Source organism: Candidatus Leptofilum sp. (assembly GCF_965223285.1).
In the GTDB taxonomy this organism is placed as follows: Bacteria; Chloroflexota; Anaerolineae; order Promineifilales; family Promineifilaceae; genus Leptofilum.
Window position 1 is genome coordinate 5,322,671 of sequence record NZ_OZ244997.1, and the last position, 22,292, is coordinate 5,344,962.

At 52.5% G+C, this 22,292-nt stretch carries 19 protein-coding genes and 1 tRNA gene; 11 read left to right on the plus strand and 9 right to left on the minus strand.

The window, feature by feature from the left end:
* Nucleotides 1-63 precede the first annotated feature (63 nt).
* From ACOQPU_RS23935 to ACOQPU_RS23960, 6 genes are all read right to left on the minus strand, one after another.
* Nucleotides 64-432 carry a roadblock/LC7 domain-containing protein gene (locus tag ACOQPU_RS23935; protein WP_420642348.1) on the minus strand — a complete coding sequence of 123 codons (369 nt, stop codon included), beginning with the start codon at nt 430-432 and terminating at the stop codon, nt 64-66.
* A gap of 512 nt (nt 433-944) precedes the next feature.
* The gene (locus ACOQPU_RS23940) at nt 945-1,361 is read right to left on the minus strand and encodes a hypothetical protein (protein ID WP_420642349.1); all 417 of its coding nucleotides are present in this window, start codon (nt 1,359-1,361) and stop codon (nt 945-947) included.
* Nucleotides 1,354-2,949, minus strand: coding sequence for a DUF4129 domain-containing protein (locus tag ACOQPU_RS23945; protein ID WP_420642350.1), 1,596 nt, complete (start codon nt 2,947-2,949; stop codon nt 1,354-1,356). Before ACOQPU_RS23945 ends, ACOQPU_RS23940 begins: the two co-directional genes overlap by 8 nt.
* A gap of 173 nt (nt 2,950-3,122) precedes the next feature.
* The gene (locus ACOQPU_RS23950; RefSeq protein ID WP_420642351.1) at nt 3,123-4,580 is read right to left on the minus strand and encodes a DUF58 domain-containing protein; all 1,458 of its coding nucleotides are present in this window, start codon (nt 4,578-4,580) and stop codon (nt 3,123-3,125) included.
* A 74-nt stretch (nt 4,581-4,654) separates the two neighbouring features.
* Complete coding sequence (locus ACOQPU_RS23955; RefSeq protein WP_420642352.1) at nt 4,655-5,590, minus strand: AAA family ATPase; 936 nt, start codon at nt 5,588-5,590, stop codon at nt 4,655-4,657.
* 115 nt (nt 5,591-5,705) lie between these two features.
* The gene (locus ACOQPU_RS23960) at nt 5,706-7,094 is read right to left on the minus strand and encodes a cystathionine beta-synthase (protein WP_420645868.1); all 1,389 of its coding nucleotides are present in this window, start codon (nt 7,092-7,094) and stop codon (nt 5,706-5,708) included.
* A 440-nt stretch (nt 7,095-7,534) separates the two neighbouring features.
* Here ACOQPU_RS23960 and ACOQPU_RS23965 point away from each other — a divergent pair, with 440 nt between their 5' ends.
* The 5 genes from ACOQPU_RS23965 to rnhA all read left to right on the plus strand — a co-directional run bounded on the left by ACOQPU_RS23965 (nt 7,535) and on the right by rnhA (nt 13,365).
* Nucleotides 7,535-8,917, plus strand: a complete 1,383-nt coding sequence (locus ACOQPU_RS23965; RefSeq protein ID WP_420642353.1) for a hypothetical protein — start codon at nt 7,535-7,537, stop codon at nt 8,915-8,917.
* A gap of 98 nt (nt 8,918-9,015) precedes the next feature.
* Nucleotides 9,016-10,422 (plus strand): LysM peptidoglycan-binding domain-containing protein, encoded by a 1,407-nt coding sequence (locus ACOQPU_RS23970; protein WP_420642354.1) that lies wholly within the window; start codon nt 9,016-9,018, stop codon nt 10,420-10,422.
* Nucleotides 10,423-10,535: 113 nt separating this feature from the next.
* Nucleotides 10,536-10,970: a CBS domain-containing protein gene (locus ACOQPU_RS23975; protein ID WP_420642355.1), complete on the plus strand. Its 435-nt coding sequence runs from the start codon at nt 10,536-10,538 to the stop codon at nt 10,968-10,970.
* A 98-nt stretch (nt 10,971-11,068) separates the two neighbouring features.
* Nucleotides 11,069-12,469: an FAD-dependent oxidoreductase gene (locus tag ACOQPU_RS23980; RefSeq protein WP_420642356.1), complete on the plus strand. Its 1,401-nt coding sequence runs from the start codon at nt 11,069-11,071 to the stop codon at nt 12,467-12,469.
* 2 nt (nt 12,470-12,471) lie between these two features.
* Complete coding sequence (gene rnhA, locus ACOQPU_RS23985; protein WP_420642357.1) at nt 12,472-13,365, plus strand: ribonuclease HI; 894 nt, start codon at nt 12,472-12,474, stop codon at nt 13,363-13,365.
* A 25-nt stretch (nt 13,366-13,390) separates the two neighbouring features.
* Here rnhA and ACOQPU_RS23990 read toward each other — a convergent pair whose 3' ends face one another.
* Both ACOQPU_RS23990 and ACOQPU_RS23995 read right to left on the minus strand, forming a co-directional pair.
* Nucleotides 13,391-13,615: a hypothetical protein gene (locus ACOQPU_RS23990; RefSeq protein ID WP_420642358.1), complete on the minus strand. Its 225-nt coding sequence runs from the start codon at nt 13,613-13,615 to the stop codon at nt 13,391-13,393.
* 23 nt (nt 13,616-13,638) lie between these two features.
* Nucleotides 13,639-14,076, minus strand: coding sequence for a cyclic nucleotide-binding domain-containing protein (locus ACOQPU_RS23995; RefSeq protein WP_420642359.1), 438 nt, complete (start codon nt 14,074-14,076; stop codon nt 13,639-13,641).
* 78 nt (nt 14,077-14,154) lie between these two features.
* On the opposite strand from ACOQPU_RS23995, the gene ACOQPU_RS24000 reads away from it, so the two are divergent.
* A tRNA-Leu gene (locus tag ACOQPU_RS24000) sits at nt 14,155-14,239 on the plus strand.
* 317 nt (nt 14,240-14,556) lie between these two features.
* Nucleotides 14,557-15,621, plus strand: coding sequence for a hypothetical protein (locus tag ACOQPU_RS24005; protein ID WP_420642360.1), 1,065 nt, complete (start codon nt 14,557-14,559; stop codon nt 15,619-15,621).
* Nucleotides 15,622-15,685: 64 nt separating this feature from the next.
* Here the strand turns inward: ACOQPU_RS24005 and ACOQPU_RS24010 are convergent, their stop codons facing one another.
* On the minus strand, nt 15,686-17,275 hold the full coding sequence (locus tag ACOQPU_RS24010) for a GNAT family N-acetyltransferase (RefSeq protein ID WP_420642361.1): 1,590 nt from the start codon (nt 17,273-17,275) through the stop codon (nt 15,686-15,688).
* Nucleotides 17,276-17,491: 216 nt separating this feature from the next.
* Here ACOQPU_RS24010 and ACOQPU_RS24015 point away from each other — a divergent pair, with 216 nt between their 5' ends.
* The 4 genes from ACOQPU_RS24015 to lipA all read left to right on the plus strand — a co-directional run bounded on the left by ACOQPU_RS24015 (nt 17,492) and on the right by lipA (nt 22,197).
* Nucleotides 17,492-19,087: an ATP-binding protein gene (locus ACOQPU_RS24015; protein WP_420642362.1), complete on the plus strand. Its 1,596-nt coding sequence runs from the start codon at nt 17,492-17,494 to the stop codon at nt 19,085-19,087.
* Between the two features lie 83 nt (nt 19,088-19,170).
* Nucleotides 19,171-20,508, plus strand: a complete 1,338-nt coding sequence (locus tag ACOQPU_RS24020; RefSeq protein ID WP_420642363.1) for a CpXC domain-containing protein — start codon at nt 19,171-19,173, stop codon at nt 20,506-20,508.
* Between the two features lie 76 nt (nt 20,509-20,584).
* On the plus strand, nt 20,585-21,289 hold the full coding sequence (gene lipB, locus ACOQPU_RS24025) for a lipoyl(octanoyl) transferase LipB (protein WP_420642364.1): 705 nt from the start codon (nt 20,585-20,587) through the stop codon (nt 21,287-21,289).
* Nucleotides 21,271-22,197 carry a lipoyl synthase gene (gene lipA / locus ACOQPU_RS24030; RefSeq protein WP_420642365.1) on the plus strand — a complete coding sequence of 309 codons (927 nt, stop codon included), beginning with the start codon at nt 21,271-21,273 and terminating at the stop codon, nt 22,195-22,197. Before lipB ends, lipA begins: the two co-directional genes overlap by 19 nt.
* Nucleotides 22,198-22,292: the final 95 nt, after the last annotated feature.

The following is a 22,292-nucleotide window of genomic DNA, read 5'->3' on the forward strand; positions in this document are numbered from 1 at the left end:
AATTTTACTTCCGTTCGTTAATGCGGATAATTTCTCCGCTTCAACTTTACCCGCTCCATATCATCAGAGGAGACGCTCCAAATCTTCGGCAGCGCGCCCCATATCCAAAAAGATAAGCCCCAATTTGGCCTGTGCCCGAGCCAGAACGGTTAGAACGGCGTCATCACCAATGGCGCGCAGAACGATAATGCCATCTGTGCCGCGAATGTGAACCTGTTCTAAACGGCCGCGTTGCAGTTCAGAAGCAATACGGTCACCCAAGGAAAGCATGGCGGCAGACATCGCCGAGATGCGATCTTCGTCAACGCCAGCAGGCAGCGACGAGGCCATAATGAGGCCGTCTACACTTACAACGGCTGATGCTTCAATATCTGGCGTGCCTGCTTGCAAATCTTTCAAGCGGTCAACCATCATCTCTGTACGGGATCTCATCCAGACTCTCCTTACACGTAGGTATTTGGGGAACTCCGTTCTTTTTTGGCCCCTTTTTGGCCACGACTTTTGGTAAAAAATAGAGCAAATTTATGTTTGTTTGCTGTAATTTTATGTAAGCCAAGAACGGCTGGATAATACCATATCGAAATTTTACTGTCAAACTGGATGGAGCGGGGAAATGCCGACAGACAGGCATGTTATGTTAACTTTTCAGGGGGTGAGAGACGGCCGTTTTCTACCCAATTTCCTACCTTTTCTCGAACACGAAGGGAGTAGAAATTATGTTCTAATCGGCTTGTGACTGCATGGCATTTGTCACTACGGAAGCGGGTGTCTTTTGGGGAAGCTCTGCCTGTTGTAGTCTTAAAAAATAGACCAAATAGGTTTACAAAGGGAGAAATAAACGCCACGGCACTTACTTTGTCTCGGCAACCAGCAGCCATTATCTTTGGGCTCGGCGCGAGATTCGCAAGGGTTTAAAGCGAAAGAGCGGGCCTTGACGTAGCGGCTCACGGCTTGAAGTTGGAAACATTCCCTGTGCGGAACCAGCGATTGGCTTGTTTTTCATACAGCTCAATCCAGGCACTGACAAACTCGATGGGCAGCGTGCTGCCATTTTGCGCTTTTTGGGTGCCACGCGCATAAACTTGAACAATCACCCAGCCGAGCTTACCGTCTGGCGAAACCTGCACCACAGGCGTGATTTCGTCCCGGTATTCTTCAAATGTGGTGGCCTGCAAATAGGGGCCTAAACGCTGCCGGCGTTCTTCCTTGGTGGGGTGAGCCACGGTGCCACGGCTGGCAACAACGTAGCGGTCGTTTTCATCCTCAAGAAGCAGTTCAACGTTGGATTTCAGGTGTGCGTCAAGCACTTTTTGGTGCAGCGTGCGTAGTTGGCTTTCATCAGTTTGGGTTTGGTTAGGCATTCGTTTGGTTTCCTCCTGAACGGCCGTTACTATCATCTGTTTGTTCAATAGGGTCAATAGGAGGTGCTTGCTCCAGGGTTCGCCAAGCGTCTTTTATTGCCTGGAGTTCCTCTTTGGTTTCCGGCAGTTCTCCATACCGTACCTTCACGTAGGCGTTGGTAATCAGGTGGGTCTGTTGCTGGTGTTCGGGCCAGGCCCGGGCGAGTGTCTTCAAGAATTCAAAGGGTGTTTCGGTTTCCAGGCGCGGATACCCGCTAGCATCTGCGGCGCGGAGCATGTTGCGGTAAATGCGGCGAATGGAGACGGCCGTTTGCCAATTGCGCCACAATCCCAGCCGCCCCAACACTTTTTGCAGCAAATTCCCGTCCTCATCTTCATCACGGGTGTGGGGGTCAAGGCGCTGGGTTGTGCGGGTGACAACGGCCGTTTCCCGATACAAACGGCTCACCAGCAGGGCCACCAGCAAAATCAAAGCGACCGCCAGCAGCAAGATAATCGCTTGCCCACTTCGGTCTATCTGAATGGTGAGTTGCTCAACCTCCTCAATGACAATGGGCTCGTTTGCGAGATTATTTCCCCCGTCAGGCAGTAACGGGATCCGCTGGTTGATGAAGAATTTGCCGACAACTTTGCCCAGGTAGGCCCACCATTCTGCCAGCGCGGGCGAAATGGCAGTGAGAAGACGGCCGATCACATTTGTGAGCCACTCAATTAAAGAGAGGAGTGGCACTAAAAGATAAACCAGCGTGATAAGGGCTACCAGGCCCGTGAGCCGCAGGCTGTCCGAGATGGGTGCCAGCCAGCCGATGAGACGGTTGGCAGATTCTCCGCTAATGATGACAGCGGCCGTTCCAGCGGTAAAAATCGTGAGCAAACTGGCCAGAAAGACGGCCGTTACCCACCGTGGATGCAGGGCAACGGCCGTACCCCACTGTGACTTTTCAATCTCCTGTGCCCGGATGAGGGCCAGCGCGATTAACCCCGCTAGAAAAAAGAGCAAAATGTAAGACGTGCTGTCCCAAAGCAGGCGGGTGTTGGCCAGCCAAACCACTATCGGAGCCAAAATGAGGCCCCCGACGCGCAGCCGCAAGCCGGCCCGCTCGACGCTATAGTCGCGCCGCCCAAGCTGCAACCCCCGTACCCAAACCAGCACCAGCAGTACGAACAAAATTACATCTCGCAGCCACAAATTGTTGTTTGGCTCATTAACGGCCGTAAAAATGTCTCCTACCCAGCCAAAGCGAAAAATCGGACTGCCTGCATGGAAAATGATGGGCAGTGTGACAACAATTACCAAAAATAGCGTCATGGCCGTGATGGTTTGTTGATGGCGTGGGGGTAAGTGCAAAGCACTCATGAGCCGCGTGAGGTTGAAGGCAAACAGCATGAGCACAAGCAGCCAGAGCAGCACAACGCCGGGTTGCCAATATTGTGCCCAGCCCATCACGCCCAGGGCAAATGGCGTGAGCAAGGCCACATCGGCCAACGCCCAGCAGACGTAAAGCAGCTCGTGCTGCACCTGCCCCCAGATGCGCATGAGGCGTTCGTAGCGGGGATTCAGGGCGTTGGTTTCAACAGTCAGACGCATGATCTATGAGTGTGCAAGTGTGCAGCAAAGTGTTGTCATTGAATTTCACGCAAAGTCGCAAAGCCATAAGTTTTTTCTTTTGCACCTTTGCGTCTTTGCACGCGGTAATCAATTTGCCTGACAAGTTGTTTATGCATCCAGGTTGCAAATTTGCCAGGGAAGACCCTTTACAATTAACCATGAGCGATTCTCAAACCTGCTTCTGGCGTGGGAATGCTGCCCAGCGCGGCTTCGGTAATGGTGCTGGCTTGCTGTCCAGTTTGGAAAGCAGGCATGGTGGCCGGGATGTGGTAGCTCAAGATGTTGCCTAATCCTTTGGGGGGCGGCTCGTCGGCCAGCGAGATGAGCACCACCCGGCGACCTGCCTCTTTGAGCCGAACCAGGGCGACCATTATTTCCTCAGTGACAACGGCCGTTACCAACACAATCGTGCTGGCCCAGGGCAGTGACGGGCTGGTGCGCAGCATCATTTTCTCAATAGAGCCAGTCGCAAATTCCGTGACGGCGGCTAATGCTTCCAAAATGTGAGCGAGCTGCTCTGGCGAACGGCCTGGCTGCACCCGAATTGGCTGGTCTGAATTTGGCACGGAGCCATTGGCATAGATGCCCACGCCCCAACCTTGCTGCACGCCATAATTGGCCACAGAGCCAGCCACGCTCACGCTCCGTTCCAGAAGTTCCGGGTCGAAGCCCATCCAATGCTTAGGGAAGGTAGCCACGTTCAGGAATACGGCAATCGTCATGCCCGTGGAGGGGTCGTGCACTTTGGTTTGCAGGCTGCCGCGAATAGCCGTTGCCTTCCAATGCACATCTCTAAACTGATCGCCTGGCTGGTAATTGCGCACCCCCTGCGTTTTGATGGGATCGGTGAACAGGCTGCGGTGTACTTTTACTTCGCCAAACGGTTCTTTGGCGGGCAGACCTAACGCTTCTAGCGGATAAATTTGGGGGAAAACGATGAGTTGATCAATGTAATAATGGTCGCGCTGCCGGGTGAACAGGGTAAAGATGTCGCCAGAGGCGTAGGTGACTGGCCCCAATTTGTAGTAGCCACGTCTGGGAAACCGCAGAGTGAAAGTGCGCTTCGTTTGCTCACGGCCGTACAGTGAGAAGGTGTTTAGCAGCGCGTAACGGCCGTTCATGTCGGCCGTCACCTGAGCCAGCGCATCCTCCTCGTCTACCACCACCGGCAGTTCATCCCGAAAATGCAGCCAGGTGAGTGGCAGCAGCTTGTCGTTGGTCACTGCAATGGTCATCTCGATTGGCTCGCCCGGAAACACGCGGTTGCGGTTAAAGCTACGTTCGTAGCCAACGCCCACCAGCGACAAATTTTTCCACACTGTGCTGACGCCGACAATGAGCAGCAGCACAAAGCCTAGAGCCAGCATCGTCCCTTGCCGCCCGGCCGTCAGTCCAATAATGAGAAAGATGATTGCCAGCGGAATCCAGGCGTCGCTAAAAATGGAGTTCTCCCGCTCGCGCAGCACCAACCCCCGCGCCCGTACCACATCGTGCATGTCCACGGCTTGCCCAGTCACCGCTGCCCGCATCATGTTTTCACGGGCTTGCTTTTGCTGTTGGCGTTTGTTTTCTCGGATAACGAGATGGATATTCTCAATATTCTGGGACATTTTTATTTAGCCACAGAGGTCACAGAGAATTAAGAGGGTTTTCTCTTTTTCCTCTGTGACCTCTGTGGCAAAAATTAACTTTCTACTGGTACGGGGACGGTGGCAACGACGTCGCGAATGATGTCGGTTGGCTGGCGGCCGCGCAGGCGGGTTTGCGGATTGACAATGAGGCGATGGGTGAGAACGTGAGGAGCCATCGTTTTCACGTCATCGGGAATGACAAAATCGCGGGCGTGAATGGCAGCAAAGCCCTGGCAGGTGCGGTACAGGGCCATCGTGGCGCGCGGGCTGGCACCTAGCTCAATGTCCTCATGGCTGCGCGTGGCGCGGCAGACGTTAACAATGTAGTTCCGCACCGATTCTTCGACCCGAACGGTACGGACCGTTTCTTGCATAGCCAGGATTTCATCGGGTTCGATTACTTTTGCTAGCGTCTCTAGCGGGTCTGCCTGCTCAAACCGAAGTAAGATGCTGTTTTCTTCTGCTTCAGATGGGTAGCCAATGGCGATCTTCATGAGGAAGCGGTCTAGCTGGGCCTCCGGTAGCGGAAAGGTTCCCTCTAGCTCGACCGGATTTTGGGTGGCCATGACGAGAAACGGCCGTTCCAACCGATGCGTGGCAATATCAACCGTCACCTGCCCTTCTTGCATCGCCTCTAGCAACGCTGCCTGCGTACGTGGCGTGGCCCGATTGATCTCATCGGCCAGCAAAATTTGGGCAAAAATGGGGCCGGGGCGGAACTCAAACGCCTGCTCCTTCTGGTTGTAAAAGTAAATGCCCGTCACGTCAGACGGCAGCAGGTCCGGCGTAAACTGCACGCGGCGGAAGGTGCAGCCCAGCGAAGCGGCAATCGTCTTGGCCAGCGTGGTTTTGCCCGTGCCGGGCACATCCTCTAGCAGCAAATGTCCGCCAGTGAGCATGGCAATCAAAGCCAAATCAATGATCTCGTCCTTGCCGACGATCACTTGTTGGATGTTCTCACGCAGCCTCTTGGCGGTTTCTGAGATCATAAAATGCCCTTCGTATTATTTTAAGGAGGAGTGAGCATTCTCAAATGCGAACGGAGTTCCCAGAAACGCATCTGAGGATGCTTTCTCCTCAAAAAGCAGACTTGTGCCGAATTCTTTAACGAACCTGGGTGGAGAGAAAGTCCAGAATGTCAATTTTGGTGAGGATGCCCTGAACCTGGTCGTCTGTGGCAATGATGACGGCATTGTGCTTGGCAAAGATGCCCATGAGCGTTTCCAGTGGCGTACTGGGGCGCACCACCGGCACATTTGTCTCAATAATCGCTTCAATGGTTTCATCTGGCGCGTGGCTGGCGTGGTCGGTGAGCAGGATATGGTTAAGCAAATCAATTTCAGTGACGACGCCCAGGAGACGGCCGTTTTCACCCAAAACAGGGAGTTGTGACACGTTGTACTGCTTCATCAAGGCCACCACGTCGGTCATCAAATCAGTTGGCTTGGCGGTGATAATATCGCCTTCACCCTTGGCTGCCTGTATATCCGCCGCACGGAACTCAACCCAGGTTTGTTCCAGAAAGCCATTTTCCCGCAGCCACTCGTCGTCGAACACCTTGCTCAAATAGCGCGACCCAGAATCAGGCAGAATCACCACCACCACATCATCCTTGCCCAGCTTTTGGTCGTGGGCATACTTAATAGCACCGGCCACGGCCGAGCCGCAGGAGCCGCCGCAGAAGATGCCTTCTTCGCGCACTAGGCGGCGCGTCATCAAGAAACTTTCTTTGTCATTCACCTGCACAATGTGGTCGACGACGCTTAAATCGGTCGTGCTGGGCAGGAAATCTTCACCAATGCCTTCTACTTTATACCCTTCCGCTTTGGTGTAACGGCCGCTTCGGTGCAGCTCATACAAAATCGAACCAATCGGATCGACCCCAATAATTTTGACGTGGGGGTTTTTGCTTTTGAGATACTGCCCCGTGCCGGTGATGGTGCCGCCCGTACCCATACCGGCCACAAAGTGGGTAATGCGCCCTTTGGTTTGCTGCCAAATTTCTGGCCCGGTGCTTTCTACATGCGCCTGGGGATTGACCGGGTTGTGATACTGGTTGGCTAAAATCGCGTTGGGCGTTTCTTCCACAAGTTTGTTAGCCACTGAGTAGTAGCTTCGGGGGTCTTCTGGCTCAACGGCCGTTGGCGTCACCACCACCCGCGCCCCAAACGCCCGCAGCAGCAAAATCTTCTCCTGCGACATCTTGTCTGGCATTACAAAAATGCAGCGATAACCTTTAAGTGCAGCGGCAATCGCCAGCCCCACACCTGTGTTGCCGGAGGTTGATTCCACAATTGTGCCGCCAGGTTTGAGCTTGCCGCTGCGTTCGGCATCTTCAATGATTGCTGGGCCGATGCGATCCTTCACGGAGCCACCGGGATTGAAAAATTCCACCTTGGCCAGCACGGTGCAGGGCAGGTCGCTTACAACCGAATTCAGCTTTACCAGCGGCGTGTTGCCGATGGTCTCCATAATGTTGTTGTAGATTTCCATCTCTTCTACTGATTCATTTAATAGTTGTTCCATGGGTTTCCTGTTCAGTTCGGGTCTTTGGGTACGGCCGTTTCCAGCCAAATTGCATCAACTTTTCAACAAAGCCAAGTATACACGAACCATTGTGACGATGAAATAAGCAGTGCCAGGCGGGTGCACAAACAATTTGTCAGGCAGATTGATTAACTCACGCCAAGACGCCAAGGTATAAAAGAAAAAACTTGCGTCTTTGCGTGAAATTCAATATTAGTGCCTTGCTGTGCCTTGCCATGCACTTAGGTCAAGGTTGGTTTAACCATAAAGCAACGATCTCTTGTTAGCTTGTTGACAATATCTTTGGAGTAGCAAGCGTACCTCTGGTAGAATGTTCTTATCAAGATTGACTTCGCTTCTCCCAACTGTATTTTCATCAAACGAAGCACACAATTAAGGAGATTCTCATGGCTGCGTATAATAAAATTGGCTTTTTGGCATCATCCGTCGGCGGTATGTCTACCACTGTTGGGCAGGGGCGTAACCGTCGCAACTTTGGTATTGGCGACTATGTGCGGCAGCTAGACGAGGCCGGGATTCCTGCGGCCGTTGCCTGCAACGACGGCAATGGCGGCATCATGGATGCCATCAATCTCATTCTCAAAGGTTCCAAAGTGCCACACGTGCTGGGTTACCGCATTGTGAAGCCAGACGAAAAGCCAGTAGAGCATTACAGCGTGCCAGACTACCTGCGCGAACCCAAAGAGGCTGCCCAGCGCCATTACAGGCTGCTCAAACCTGTCATCGAGCGCAAGGTGGATTTGCCCAAATATCGGGAACATCTGTGGTGGTTTCCGGTCAATGAAATACGTGCCAAGCGAGCGGTTGATGAAAAAACGGGCCAAAAAGAGCCACAGTTCAACGACATGAATGCCTGGGATTGGATGGGGGAATTTTGCTACGAGTTTGCCCTGCTAGCCAACCACGACGGCTACAAGGTTTCCATGCCCCAGGCCAACAGTGGCGAACCTAAAATCAAAGAGTTGGACGGGGTAGAAATTGATGCTTGGAAGCAGCCGGGGATGCAAAAGTTCCTAAAGTTGTGTGCCGAGCGGCCTGAGCAGGTTTGTGTGGGCCTGCATGAATATTCCTGGGAGGTCAGTGATGATGGGGGCATCATGGCAGGGTATCCGACGAAAGTCGGCCGTTTTCAATATCTGTTCCGCGCCTGTGATGAGATGGGTATCGCCCGCCCCAACGTCATTTTTGGCGAATGGGGTTGGAAGCACGACACAGTTCCCCCGCCAGAGGTTGCCATTCCCCACATCCGCCAAGTGGCTGAGATTTACGCCCGGCATCCGCAAATTTTGGGCGCATTCATCTGGTATTTGGGACCGTACAATAACTCTTCCCAGATCAATAATCTCACCGTACGTCTTTTAGAACCCGTAACGCGTAGCACGCTGGATTGGCGTTTCCCAGACCCACAGCCAAATGGCGCGCTAGATATTCCCACAGAGTCAGAGCCCAAGGATAAAGATAAGGATCGCGGCAAGGTAAATCCTAACATCTCTGTGGATGACCAAACCGATTCTACAAATGAAGAAACCGCTACAACTGAGAGCCGTTTTGGCACGGTTAAGGCTATCTATGGCTTGAATATGCGTTCAGTGCCGAGCACTGACGGCGGCGATAGCACTATCGTTGTGATGCTTCAAGATAGAACCAGGGTTAAGATTGTGGCGCAAGCTGCGGATCGAAATCCGGCCAGCCAACGGCAATGGTTCCAGGTGGAGGTTGAAGGATTCACCGGGTTTGTGGCAGCGGACTACGTGGTTTTGGATGGGTAAGTAGATGCTGGGGTGGGGGAACGGCCGTAAATTGGAGTTCGCCCCATCTCTGTTTATAATGGACACAGTTGTTGTTTGTTATTTTCAGGAGATTTCCCATGAAACAATCGCGTTGGCTGGCTGTGGCGATGGCTTTACTGCTACTCGTGTTAACCATCACTGCTGCCTCTGCTCTCACCTATCGTGTTGTGTGGGGAGACACACTTTCCCGAATCGCCAACCGCTTTGGTGTCAGCCTGGCCGAAATTCTTCAAGCCAATCCCCAAATTAGCAATCCCAATCTCATCTTCGTGGGCCAAGAGCTGGAAATTCCCACTGGCGATGAGACGCCAACGGCCACACCTACACCGCCCCCCAATGTTACTCCTACACCCACGCCGCCCCCGACGGGTAGCCAAACGTACATTGTTAAAGCTGGAGACACACTATCTGCCATTGCCCGGCGGTTTAATACCACCGTTACTGCTATTGCCCAGGCCAGCGGCATTCGCAATATCAACCTGATTTATGTTGGGCAGCGGCTCACAATTCCCGGCACCGGACCAGCACCCACGGGGACTCCCCCCTCTCCAAATCAGTTTGCCTTGGGTGCCCAAACGCTTAATCTGCACAACCGCGCCCGCCTGGAAGAAGCGGGCATGACCTGGCTCAAATACCAATACAAGTGGCCGTCTGAAGATACGTTGGCTAACCTGGCCGAAATTATTGACTCTGCTCACGGTGAAGGCTTCAAAATTTTGGTTACGGTTACGGGCGACACGCCGTATCCGGCAGCGAACAGCATTGATTTCATGGCCTACATTGCCTTTGTTCAGGAAGTAGCCAGGCTTGGCCCTGATGGCATTGAAGTCTGGAACGAAATGAATATTGATTTTGAGTGGCCTGCAGGGCAGATCAACCCCAGCTCTTATGTGAATAATATGCTGGCTCCGGTGTATACGGCCGTAAAAGCCATAGACCCCAATATCCTCATCATCTCTGGCGCACTGGCACCAACCGGATTCGACAACAATACCAACGCCTGGTCCGATGCGCGTTATTTAGCCGGAATGCGTAACGCGGGCGCAGCCAACTATCTGGATTGTGTTGGCGTGCATTACAACGCAGGAGCAACATCGCCTAGTGCCACTTCTGGTCACCCCGCTGATCCTGGTGACCGTCACTACAGTTGGTACTTCTTGCCAACCCTCACGCTTTATCGCAACACGTTCAACGGCACCCGTGATCTCTGCCTGACCGAGTTTGGCTACCTCACGCCAGAGGGTTTCGATGGCATTCCAAGCAGCTTTAGCTGGGCGGCCAACACGACCCTTGCTCAACAAGCTGCCTGGTTGGCAGAAGCCACCCAGCTTGCCAAATCCAGCGGCTATGTGCCGTTGGCAATTGTGTTCAATCTCGATTTCACCAAATATGAAAAAAGTGGCGATCCCCAAGCGGGATATGCTATGGTTCGTTTAGACGGCCGTTGCCCAGCCTGTACCCAGTTGGGTGACGTGATGAAGTAAGGCATTTTCGGAAAAATAAACAATAACTCAACCCGAAAATGCCTTAGCCAATTCCAAAAAATGATATAATTTTGCCCTGATTATTTTTCGGAATTGGCCAAACAAGGAGAAACATGATGAAAGTAAGTACGATTTTGGCCACAAAAGGGAATAAACTGTACACCATCACCCCAAACCAGCCCGTTAGTGAGGCCATTGCATTGCTGGCCAAGCACAACATCGGCGTGTTGTTGGTGCTTGCTGAAGAGGATAAATTGGCGGGCATTGTTTCTGAACGCGACATTGTGCGTCAACTGAATCAGCAGGCAGATTTGTTGAACAAACCGGTTGCAGGCGTCATGACGACCGAAGTCATTACCTGCTTGCCTCAAGACGATTTAATGTCGGTAGCGCACGTGATGACCGAACGCCGGTTCCGCCATTTACCGGTAATGGAAGACGGCATATTATTGGGAATGATTTCAATTGGAGACGTGATGAAAGCGCAGCGTGACTATTACCATGGTCAAATTGATACGCTGGAAACACAAATCCTAGCCACCGAATAGCAGCACTTTTACCTTAAAACCACATTTTGTCGCAGGTACGCCACCGGTGGCGCGGCTTCATTGCGCCTGCGAAACAACCATAATTACAGGAGCATAAAATGTCCCAGATTGGCAGCGAGACGGACCCACTGCGTGTCGCTATTGTAGGAGCGGGGCCAGCCGGTTTTTACACGGCCGAACGCCTATTCAAAGAAAAAAGTTTGCACATTACAGTCGATATGTACGATCGGTTGCCCACGCCCTTTGGTCTGGTTCGCAACGGCGTCGCCCCAGATCATCTAAAAATCAAGTCCGTTACAAAAGTGTTCGATAGGCTGGCAAAAAAGCCACAGTTCCGCTTTTTTGGCAACGTTGAGCTGGGTACGGATGTGACGGTTGAGGATTTGCGCAATCATTATCATCAAATTGTTTATTCGACAGGTGCCCAAACTGACCGTTACCTGGATATCCCAGGCATTGAGCTGAAGAATAGCCATCCAGCCACAGAGTTTGTGGCCTGGTACAACGGTCATCCAGATTTTCGGGATTATGAGTTTGATTTGTCGCAGGAGCGTGTGGCCGTCATTGGCATTGGGAACGTGGCGGTAGATGTGGCCCGAATTTTGTGCCGCACCCGCGACGAGCTCATGGAAACAGACATTGCCGATTACGCCATGGAGCAGTTGGTCAACAGCAATGTAAAAGAGGTTGTTATGCTAGGGCGGCGCGGTCCGGCACAGGCGGCGTTCACCCCGCCAGAAGCCAAAGAGTTGGGCGAAATGGCTGGCGCAGATGCCTGCGTATTGCCAGAGGAGGCAGAATTAGACCCACTTAGCCAGGCTTCTCTGGCAGATGCAGACCGAGGCACGATGCGCAACATCGAAATTATTAAAGAGTTATCGCAGCGGGCGCGCACCGACAAACCGAAAAAGTTGACGATTCGATTTCTGGTTTCGCCCACTGTGTTGACAGGAAATGGAGCTGGCGAAGTTGCAGGGATGCGCCTGGTGAAGAATGAGCTTTACCAGACAGAGAGCGGCACCCTTCGTCCACGCGCGACTGAACAGTTTGAGGATATTCCGGTTGGCTTGGTATTCCGTTCCATTGGTTACCGCGGTGTGCCGATTCCCGGTGTGCCGTTCCATGAGCGGTGGGGTGTTATTTTGAACGAAAAGGGCCGTGTGCTGCATGAAGAGAGCAATGAGCCAGTGCTGGGTGAGTACGCATCAGGCTGGATTAAGCGCGGGCCAAGCGGTGTGATTGGCACAAACAAACCAGATGCGGCTGAAACGGCCGAATGTATGCTGGCCGATTTCGCCGAGGGCAAAACGCTCAATCCGGCCCAGCCAGGGTTGGATGCTGCTGCCGAATTAGTGCAATCTCGCAAACCAACCTTTGTCTCTTACGAGGATTGGTTGAGGCTGGACGAACTGGAATTGGCCGCAGGCGAAGCCCAAGGTCGGCCCCGTATTAAGTTCACAGAAGTGGGTGAGATGCTCAAGGCGTTGGGGAAAGCATAATTTTGGCAGACGCGCCCAAAGACAAAGTCATTATTTACAGCGATGGCGGCTCGGACCCGAATCCTGGTATTGGGGGCTGGGCTGCCATCTTGCGCTTTGGCGCACATGAAAAGGTGCTTACCGGCAACGACCCGGAGGCGACCAACAACCGCATGGAGTTAACGGCGGCCATTCGAGCACTTGAGGCTTTGAAACGGCCGTGTACCATTGACTTCTATACCGATTCCGAATATTTGCGCAAAGGTATCACTGAGTGGATTGATGGGTGGGCGGCCAATGACTGGAAGAAGAAAGGAAAGCCAGTCCAAAATGCGGATTTGTGGCAGACGCTCTGGCCATTGGTAAAAACCCACTACATAGATTGGCATTGGGTGAAAGGCCATTCCGGCAATGAGTACAACGAGCGCGTGGACAAACTGGCTCGTGCCGCCCGGCTGGAAATTACGCCGGATGATGTGATTGACCCCAACGTGCCGCGCCTGTATTTGCGTTCATCGTGCAAAGGGAACCCTGGGCCAGGCGGCTGGGGCGTCGTGTTGGAAGAGGAAGATGAGACGGAGCAAGCCAGCGGCTCTGAGCCAAAAACCACCAACAACCGCATGGAGATAACGGCCGCCATCGAGGGGTTGCTGCTGCTGCCGCCGGACAGCGAGGTGCAAATTTTCACCACGTCAGATTATTTGTACCAGGGTATTACCCAATGGATTCGCAATTGGCGCAAGCGCAACTGGATGAAAAAAGGCGGCGAACAGCCAGTGGCTAATTCAGATTTGTGGCAGGCGTTGGATAAACTGGCAGAGAATTACACCATTCGCTGGGTCAATGCCAAAGGGAAGGCGTTGACCGGTTTAGAGGAGGCGGGAAAGTTGGCCGTGAATGCGGTTCAGGTTGTGTGATTACTGGTCGGTATTTAGTAATCGTTTAGTCGTCGCCATTGGCATCGCGGACGTAACGGCAGGTGGCGTGCAAGAAGCCAAAATTGCCTACGGGGGGCATCAATTCCATCACTTCCAGAATTTCAAAGATACGGCCGTCAAACATCACCTCTTCACCTTCTTCTGGCCGCGTGTCCATATTGATAATTGCTCCAGGATGCTCGCCCCCGGCAACGACATAGCTCACTTTGTAAAAGACTTCTTCATTCATCGCCTTTTGCTCCTTAGAACAGATTATAATTCTGCCAGATTACGATGGCGTAACTTAAAGGCAATGTCGATTGCCAAATTTCGCATCACAATAAAACCAATGTGATTGTTTGCTTCACATAATTGGTAAAAGGCTTCGCTTTCAATCAGATAGAGCGTTGCACCCTCGCGGGTCGTTCGTACCGATGCCGAGCGATACCCTTGATCAATGAGGGCCATCTCGCCGATGACCTGCCCTTTGCCTAACACAACGAGGCTTCGTGCGTCGTCTACTCCTTGAATAAACACTTCTGCAGAGCCTTCAGCCACAATGTACATCTCATTTCCGGTCGTGTTTTGGCGAATAATTACTTCCCCGGCACCAATAGATTTTTCTTGGCAAATGGCGGCTAACTGGTCTAACTCATCTGCTTTCAGGTTGGCAAATAGTTGAACCCGTTTGAGTAAATTAGCGATTGACATGAACGCCTCCATCAGGGGAATGTGTACGGCTGAAATATTGACATTTACTAAATCGTTGATAAACTACCGCTCTACTGAGCCGAAGTGGCGAAATAGGCAGACGCGCTACGTTCAGGGCGTAGTGAGCATTACGCTCGTGTGGGTTCGACTCCCACCTTCGGCATGAGTCCAGCAGCTCGAACATTTGCGTTCGGGCTGTTTTTATTTTCGTCACAAATGGTTTATGCAAAGGGAATCTTATTGGACGGGAACGGCCGTTGTCCAAACCGCTTGAACTACTGACCACGTGGCAAATTTGAAGTGGACTCATTGCTCACATTTTGGCAGATGTTTGCACTCCCGTCAACTATTTTGTTTGCCACGACCATCTAAAATGCCTTTGAGAAAATCCGCACAAACGGTATAATCGTTTCCTATCTTGAATCATTTTCAAATCGCTTTACTTTTCACCTGTTTGTCAATACCGATTGAGGGTTTCGTATGATTTTTCTGATTGCTGTCGGCGTAATTTTGTTACCCATCTTACTTGGTGGCCTCATTGCCTGGGGCAGCGCGGGCTTTTCTGGCGTTGTGGAGCGCACCAAAGAAGAAGTAGAAACGATGGATAAAGGGTTCAATCCGGCAATTACCTTTGGCCACGATGTAAAAGTAGATGGCTCTCCAGAAGAGATGCTAAAGCAGGCTCGTTTGGAAGCGGCGCGCAAGGCCGCTAACTTGCCGCGCGGTGCCAATATGCGTATTGGGCGCAAAGGGAGTTCTAATTTGCGCACGGCTGGCAGCGCGTTAGATGAAGATCCGTTGACGGCCGTTCGTATCGCTATGCACCACGGTTGGGACGGCGCACGGACGGGTGCTGTTGCCGCCGTGGCGGCTCCGGCTGCCGTCCCAGCAGCTACGGGGGCAGCCCCTGCTGGCAAAATCAAGCTGGTTCCCGGCAAAGATTACGAGTACATCGAAATTACTGATAGCATGTCGCCAGATGAGAAGCGGAAGGCGCGTATCGCAAACTCCAAGGCCAAGTCGGCGGCGATGAAAGCAGCCAAGGCGGCTGGTGTTCCGGCGGCAGCCGCACCTGTTGCTGGTGCCCCTGCGGCGGCTGTTGCGCCTGCACCTGCGGCAGCACAATCCGTCAATATTGAACCACCGCAGCTTATTGAAATGACCGATGATATGTCGCCAGATGAAAAGCGGAAGGCACGCATTGCCAACTCCAAAGCCAAGTCGGCCTTTAACAAAGCATTGAAAGCGGCCGGTGTCGATCCCAAAAATGTTGAAATTGTGGACGGCAAGGTGGTGCTGCCCGGTGGTGCTCCTATGGCTGCGGCCGCTCCCGCCCCGGCTGCTGCACCTGCCGCTTCAGCCCCGGCACCAGCTGCAGAACCTGCCGCTGCTGCGGCTAGCATTCCTCAGCCAGAACTGATCGAGATTACTGATGATATGAGTCCAGATGATAAGCGTCAGGCACGGATCGCCAACTCTAAAGCCAAGTCAGCTTACAATAAGGCACTGAAGGCTGCTGGTATTGATCCAAAGAGTGTGAAGTAAGTAGATAATTCAGTAATTGGATCATTTTGAACGGCCGTTTCCACTGGAAGCGGCCGTTTTTTTGTTAGTTCTTCAAATTTAGAAGGCGTAGTTTTTCCCCCACCGAGATAGCAATATTGCGCATCACTTGCAGACCTATGCGTGGGTGGCGGTTGATGAGATTTTCAAAATCCTGGTATTTTAGGGCAACGAGCTGAACGTCTGTGGCGGCAACGGCCGTTGCCGTGTATGGTTGGCGGCTCACCAGCGCAATCTCACCCAAAAAATCCCCGGCCGTCACCTTGCCCACCGAATGGGACCCATCGGGTGACAAAATGTCCATCTCCCCATTCATCACCATGTAGAACACATCGCCCGTTTCCCCGGCTTGCAGAACAGTATCTCCCGCCCTCTTTTGCATGACCGAACACATACCGGCAATTTTGCTCAATTCCCCTTCCTCAAGCCCTTCAAAAATGGCCATGTGGCGCGTGGTTTCGTTGACAGAAATGCCTACCCGCTTCTCTTCAAAGCCCGCTCGCACCAGCTCGAAAATTTCCCGGCTGGCTGACGTTAACTGAGCGTGATCAATATTTAGCGGTACGTATAGCTTGGCCATTTTTAGCGTGTCCAGCCGCTCAACTTCATGGAAAACAAACGATGGACAGTAAGCTACGGGAACAAAGCCCAGGTTGCTCAACGTGCGCTGAATGTCTGGCCAGTAGGCCGACACGGTGATTTCTATGTACTCAGCCTTGTAAATTTCTTTCGCCCAGGCGTCTAGCTCTTTGAGCAAAAAGCCCGCCACGTCATCCCGCAAATCAATGAGCTCTAAAATTTTGATACTATGGCCGATGGGGTCTACCGTGAAGCCAATTGCGCCGACAATGCGTGCATCTTCGCGGGCCACCAGGTAGCGCACGTTGCGTGATTCCAGCAAGAAAAGGCCGTAACTCAGCTGCAAATTGCCAAACACGTGCCGCCGAGACAGCCGTCCGCGTTCAATGCGCAAAAGGTAAGGGAGGCCAGATTCAGTAAGTTCTTCCACCTGGAAGCCCGTGCCGATGGGGTACCCGTCGGCGTCGTCTACGGCGATAAGGTCGCTGCGGAAGCCCATATTTTGCAGAGCCAGTTGCCCAAGTAAAAAGGCTTCGGGGATGACGCGGGGATTGTTGCAGCGCAGCTCCCGCGCTGGCCCAAATGGTTTGGCCATCATCACCAGACTCTCACGATCATCCAACAGCACCTTTTGGGGCAAAAAGCCAATCGGCCGTAAGTCAAACTTTTCTGAGATGCGCTGGGCGTAGGGATGAGCGGTGCGACATTCGGTGAGGCCAAAGTGGAGGCGGCGTTCGGCAAAGGCTAGGCGAGCTTTCATGAGCGCACTGCCCACGCCGCGCCCGCGATAGTTGGGGTCTACGGCTAAACGGCCGAATTCACCGCACAAATCTGCGTAGGCACCCACCTCAAAGTAGACTGAAGCTGTGCCCACCACCTGATTATCCAGTTCAGCCAGTAGAAAGAGATAGCTATCCTGGTAGATGGAGCGTTTTAGCCATTCGTCGCTATAAAATTCTTTGTAGGGATACTCTTCGCCGTAGCTGCGGTAAAACAGATCGCGCACGGCGGGGAGATCAGCTTCTGTTACAGGGCGGACGTTTACTGGGACTGCCATGAACCTTTTCCTCAAGCAATTGGTAACCAAAATCGAACCCATGATACGAATTTTTGGGGAGATATGGCAAATTTTAGCTGATTTTTTGCTGTTTATGTAACTATAACGCCGCTATGTTAGGTTGTCTCTTTATTTGGCCTGTCTGTTGGCCATTTCCTATGTTAAAATCGCCAATGGCGTGGCGGCACCAAGCGTTGTAAGTGGAAGAGTGACTGAATGGCACATGGTTTAGTGGATGTTCGCATCCTACAAAGAGAATATTTGCTGGCAATTTCTCGGGCGGTAACGGCCGAATTGGATGTGCAAGACGTGCTGCGCATTATTTTGCGGGCAGCAGTGGAGCTGGTAGCTGGGAAAGCAGGCATGATTGCTTTACACCACCAGGAACTAGACAGCGTGCGCGTTGCGGCCGTTTATGGTATTCCGGCCCCGTTGGTAGACCATTTTGCCCCGCTGCTGCGAGATATTCCGCCTGTGGATGCCAGCGAGCAAGAGGCGGAGCTGACCCGACGGCTGCAAGTGGTGGCGCGCCGTGCGAACCTCGGCTTTACCCAAATGGTGCGGTTGCCAATGGTCAGCGGCGGCGAGACAATTGGCCTTATTTATGTGTTCCTTTCTGGCACGCCGTACCATTTGCCCCAAGAAGCGGCCTCGCTGCTGGGCAGCTTTGCCGAGCAGGCAGCCATCGCCGTGAAAAATGCCCGATTGTACGAGCAGGTGAACAAGGAGAAGCAGCGTCTGGATGCCATCATCCAGCAAAATGCGGACGGGGTGATGATTCTAGACCAATCGCTGCGGATTACAGATTTTAACAAGGCACTCAGCCGCATGGTGGGGCAGGCACCAGAAGCAGCCATCGGGCAGCCACATGGGGAAATCTTCCAATGGTTGTCGCTAAAAACGGAGATGGATTTGCACGAAGCATTGGCCAACGGCTGGCCTCTGCCGGGAGCAGCCCATCTGTATGTTGAGGGAGATTTGCAACGGCCGTTCGACGAGAATCTGGAAACCGCCGACGGCAAGCGGGTGAGTTTGGGCATCACCTACGCGCCGCTGATGGACGGAGACGGCCGTATGACCGACATCATCGCCAACGTGCGCGACTTGACCCGCTATCGCGAAGAAGAAGCGTTGCAAAAAACGTTTATCTCAGTAGTTAGCCATGAGCTAAAAACGCCAGTATCCATTATCAAAGGATACGCAGGTACGCTGCGGCGGCAAGACGCCAACTGGTCCCCAGAAGTGATGCAGGATTCGCTAGCCGTCATTGAAGAAGAGGCGGACAATCTGACAGACCTGATTGATAGCTTGCTGGAAGTCTCACGCTTGCAGGCCGGGACGTTTAATCTGGAAGTGAGTGAAGACCTTCAGCTTAACCGCGTGGTAGAAAACACGGCACGGAAATTTGGTAGCCAATCTGAAAAGCATGAAATCACCGTGCAATTCGGTGACGATTTCCCACCCATCTGGGGGGATGAGCGACGGCTAGGACAGGTGATGAATAATTTAATCAGCAACGCCATCAAATATTCACCAGATGGCGGTGAGATTGTGATTCGAGGCGAAGTACATCCGCAGCACGTGACCGTCTCGGTGCGGGACAGTGGTATTGGCATTCCAGATCATGAGCAGCACCGTATTTTTCAAAAATTTTCGCGGCTGGACAATGCCCTAAGCCGCAAAACAGAAGGCACTGGGCTTGGTTTGTTCCTCTGCAAAGCGATTATTGAGGCGCATGACGGCCGTATCTGGTTTCATAAAAACCCCAATGGCCCCGGTACCACCTTCACCTTTTCCTTACCAAGAAATTGAGCTAGTAAATAGTGGATAGTGGCTAGTTAAAAATCGAGCCATAAAACTAGCCACTAAGACTAACCACTAAAACAGGAGCAATTATGCACACACAACTAACGTGTCCACAATGCGGCACGCCCTATTCGGCTGAGGTTCATCAGGTTGTTGATTCCAAACGGACCCCGCATTTGAAGCAACAGCTATTAAGCGGTCAGCTTAACGTAGCGGTCTGCCCCCAATGTGGCGCAGGTGGCCAAATGGCTACCCTCATGCTGTTTCACGACGCTGATCATGAAATGTTCATGGTGCATGTGCCGCAGGAGCTGAATCTTAATCAGATGCAGCGGGAGCAGATGATTGGGCAACTGACCAAGCAGGTGATGGATGAGATGCCCCCGGAAGACCGCCGCGCTTACATGTTCCAGCCACAAATTATGCTGAATTGGCAATCGTTTATGGAAAAAGTGCTGGAAACGGAAGGCGTGACGCCGGAGATGATTGCGCGGCAAAAGAAGCAGTCTGAACTACTGCAAACGCTCATTACGGCAGACAAAGATGTGCAGGATGTATTAATACAAGAGCGGGCAGATGAGATTGATGAAACCTTTTTTGCGATGCTACAACAGTTTGTAGATATGGCTGCGCAGTTACAAGATAATCAGCAGATGGTGAAAATCACCAATTTGCGGGCGCGTTTGATGACGGAAACGGCCGTTGGCCAGCGGATGGAGCAGCAGCAAATAGCATTGCACAAGCTGAGCCGCGAAGCCAAACAGCAAGGTGGGCTGACGCCCACTATGCTGGTGCAGCACATTGTCGCCAATCAAGAACAATCCCACATAGTAGATGCGCTGGTGATGGCTGGGCAGGGTGCGTTGCAGTACGAATTTTTCAGCCACCTGACGGCCGAAATTGAGAAAGCTGAAAAAGAAGGCGACAAAGCCTCGGTTGACCGACTGACATCGCTGCGAGGAGATTTGTTGGAGCTGTACGAAGGGATGCAGGAGCAATCGAAAAACATGCTCCAGGAAGCGATGAGTACGTTGGATATGATTCTAGCAGCTTCTAGCAAAGAGCAGGCACTCATGGAAAACGCAGAAAAAATCGACGAAGCCTTTATGTCGGTGCTGGTGGCTCGGATGAATGAGGCGGAGCAAAAAGAAGATATTCCGCAGTTCCAGGCACTCAACGAAATTCATGGCCTCATTTATGCCCAGATGGAGCGTACGTTACCACCCCATGTGCAGCTTCTGAACCAGCTTGTGCGCTCAGAATCCCCTGAAGAGCAGGCACAGCTACTGAATGAAAATGAACAGTTTGTTTCCGATGATCTGCTGGGGTTGATAGACCAAGTGATGGAACAGGCAGGTGAACAAGGGCAAGAGGATTTGAACGGCCGTCTGCAATCTGTGAAGACGCTCATTCAGGCCAGACTTTAGTTCGGTAATCGGTTCCCTAACGGCCGTATTTTGCCAAATTGTGCTAAAATACGGCCGTTATTATTTGGGGCAAATCATGCGAACGATTGATGTTCAATGGGTGGGGCGTGTCGATTATTTGGCAGCGTGGGAGCAACAAAAAGAACTGGTTGCTGAACGCATTGCCAATCCAGAAGTTGCTGGCAAGCTGCTGTTGCTGGAACATCCACACACATACACTCTGGGGCGGAACGGCCGTTTAAACAACCTTCTCCTTAACGAAACGGAGCTTGCAAAGCAGGGCATCGCCTTTTATCAGGTCGATCGCGGTGGAGACATCACCTATCATGGCCCTGGTCAACTTGTGGGCTATCCTATCCTCTCGCTCAAGCAAGTTTATGCTCAGCCCGGTCTGGGAGTGGTTCGTCGCTACATCACTGATTTAGAAGAAGTGCTCATCCAAACGGTTGCGCAATTTGGCATTGCTGCCCAGCGGTTGGAGGGACAGCGTGGTGTCTGGGTAGAAACCCCCAACGGCATAGATAAATTAGCCGCCATCGGGGTGCGTATTCAAAAAAATGGCGTCACCAGCCACGGCTTTGCCCTCAACGTGAATCCTGACCTCACTTACTTTAACCACATAATTCCCTGCGGCATTGAGGATCATGGTGTGGTGAGTATGGCAGAGTTGCTGCCGCAGCCTATCACCATCTTCGATATTTTGCCCCGTCTCATTTCTGCTTTTTCTACCGTTTTTCAGCTTCAAGCCAACGAAGGAGAAACATGGCTCGCATACCATTAAATTCAATTACTGAAACTGCTAAGCCGAATAGCCGGCAGCCTAAAAGACGGCCGTCTTGGATCAAAGTCCGCCAAATCCACGACACCAACGAAAATTATCACTTCCTCAAGGGACTCATGCGTCAAAAATCGCTGCATACCGTTTGTGAGGAAGCCCGCTGTCCCAACATTGGTGAATGCTGGGGGTCTCGCACCGCCACCTTCCTCATCATGGGCGACACCTGTACCCGCAGCTGTGCCTTTTGCGATGTGAAGACGGGACGGCCGTTGCCAATGGATTGGGCCGAGCCAGAGCGTGTTGCCCAGGCCGTACGCGCCATGAACCTCAAGCATGTTGTTATTACCTCCGTTAACCGCGATGAACGGGCTGACGGCGGCGCACCCATCTTTGCTGCCTGCATCGACCGCATCCGCGAAGTGCAGCCCGGTTGCTCGATTGAAGTGCTCATTCCCGACTTCAAGGGCAACCGTGACGCGCTGCAAACCGTCATGAATGCCCGCCCGGAAATTCTCAACCACAACGTCGAAACCGTTCAGCGACTCTTCCGCATCATCCAGCCACAAGATAAATACGAATGGGCACAGGCCACCCTGACCAACGCCAAACAAATGGCTCCAGACTTACTTACTAAGAGCGGCATTATGGTGGGTCTGGGTGAAACGTGGGGTGAATTAGTCACTACCATGGAAGATTTGTGCAGTTGGCATGTAGATATTTTGACCATCGGCCAATATTTGCAGCCAACCAGCAAACATTGGCCCATCGACCGTTACTACACGCCGGAGGAGTTTGCCCAGCTCAAGCAGATTGGCCTGGAGATGGGCTTCCGCTGGGTAGAAAGTGGCCCCTTGGTGCGCAGCAGCTACCGCGCCCACGAACAGGTTCAGGTGCTGCTTGGCGATCAGTAAGCAATGACATACAGAGGTATTTACCTTGGCTTCGGCAGCTAAGAAGGCAGATGGCAGTTCTGTTGATGTAAGTAAAGTGAAAAAAGCCCCTCGGG

Coding starts and splice junctions, on each gene's coding strand:
- ACOQPU_RS23935 (WP_420642348.1), bottom strand. CDS start 432: ATGAGATCCCGTACAGAGATGATGGTTGACCGCTTGAAAGATTTGCAA.
- ACOQPU_RS23940 (WP_420642349.1), bottom strand. CDS start 1,361: ATGCCTAACCAAACCCAAACTGATGAAAGCCAACTACGCACGCTGCAC.
- ACOQPU_RS23945 (WP_420642350.1), bottom strand. CDS start 2,949: ATGCGTCTGACTGTTGAAACCAACGCCCTGAATCCCCGCTACGAACGC.
- ACOQPU_RS23950 (WP_420642351.1), bottom strand. CDS start 4,580: ATGTCCCAGAATATTGAGAATATCCATCTCGTTATCCGAGAAAACAAA.
- ACOQPU_RS23955 (WP_420642352.1), bottom strand. CDS start 5,590: ATGATCTCAGAAACCGCCAAGAGGCTGCGTGAGAACATCCAACAAGTG.
- ACOQPU_RS23960 (WP_420645868.1), bottom strand. CDS start 7,094: ATGGAAATCTACAACAACATTATGGAGACCATCGGCAACACGCCGCTG.
- ACOQPU_RS23965 (WP_420642353.1), top strand. CDS start 7,535: ATGGCTGCGTATAATAAAATTGGCTTTTTGGCATCATCCGTCGGCGGT.
- ACOQPU_RS23970 (WP_420642354.1), top strand. CDS start 9,016: ATGAAACAATCGCGTTGGCTGGCTGTGGCGATGGCTTTACTGCTACTC.
- ACOQPU_RS23975 (WP_420642355.1), top strand. CDS start 10,536: ATGATGAAAGTAAGTACGATTTTGGCCACAAAAGGGAATAAACTGTAC.
- ACOQPU_RS23980 (WP_420642356.1), top strand. CDS start 11,069: ATGTCCCAGATTGGCAGCGAGACGGACCCACTGCGTGTCGCTATTGTA.
- ACOQPU_RS23990 (WP_420642358.1), bottom strand. CDS start 13,615: ATGAATGAAGAAGTCTTTTACAAAGTGAGCTATGTCGTTGCCGGGGGC.
- ACOQPU_RS23995 (WP_420642359.1), bottom strand. CDS start 14,076: ATGTCAATCGCTAATTTACTCAAACGGGTTCAACTATTTGCCAACCTG.
- ACOQPU_RS24005 (WP_420642360.1), top strand. CDS start 14,557: ATGATTTTTCTGATTGCTGTCGGCGTAATTTTGTTACCCATCTTACTT.
- ACOQPU_RS24010 (WP_420642361.1), bottom strand. CDS start 17,275: ATGGCAGTCCCAGTAAACGTCCGCCCTGTAACAGAAGCTGATCTCCCC.
- ACOQPU_RS24015 (WP_420642362.1), top strand. CDS start 17,492: ATGGCACATGGTTTAGTGGATGTTCGCATCCTACAAAGAGAATATTTG.
- ACOQPU_RS24020 (WP_420642363.1), top strand. CDS start 19,171: ATGCACACACAACTAACGTGTCCACAATGCGGCACGCCCTATTCGGCT.
- lipB (WP_420642364.1), top strand. CDS start 20,585: ATGCGAACGATTGATGTTCAATGGGTGGGGCGTGTCGATTATTTGGCA.
- lipA (WP_420642365.1), top strand. CDS start 21,271: ATGGCTCGCATACCATTAAATTCAATTACTGAAACTGCTAAGCCGAAT.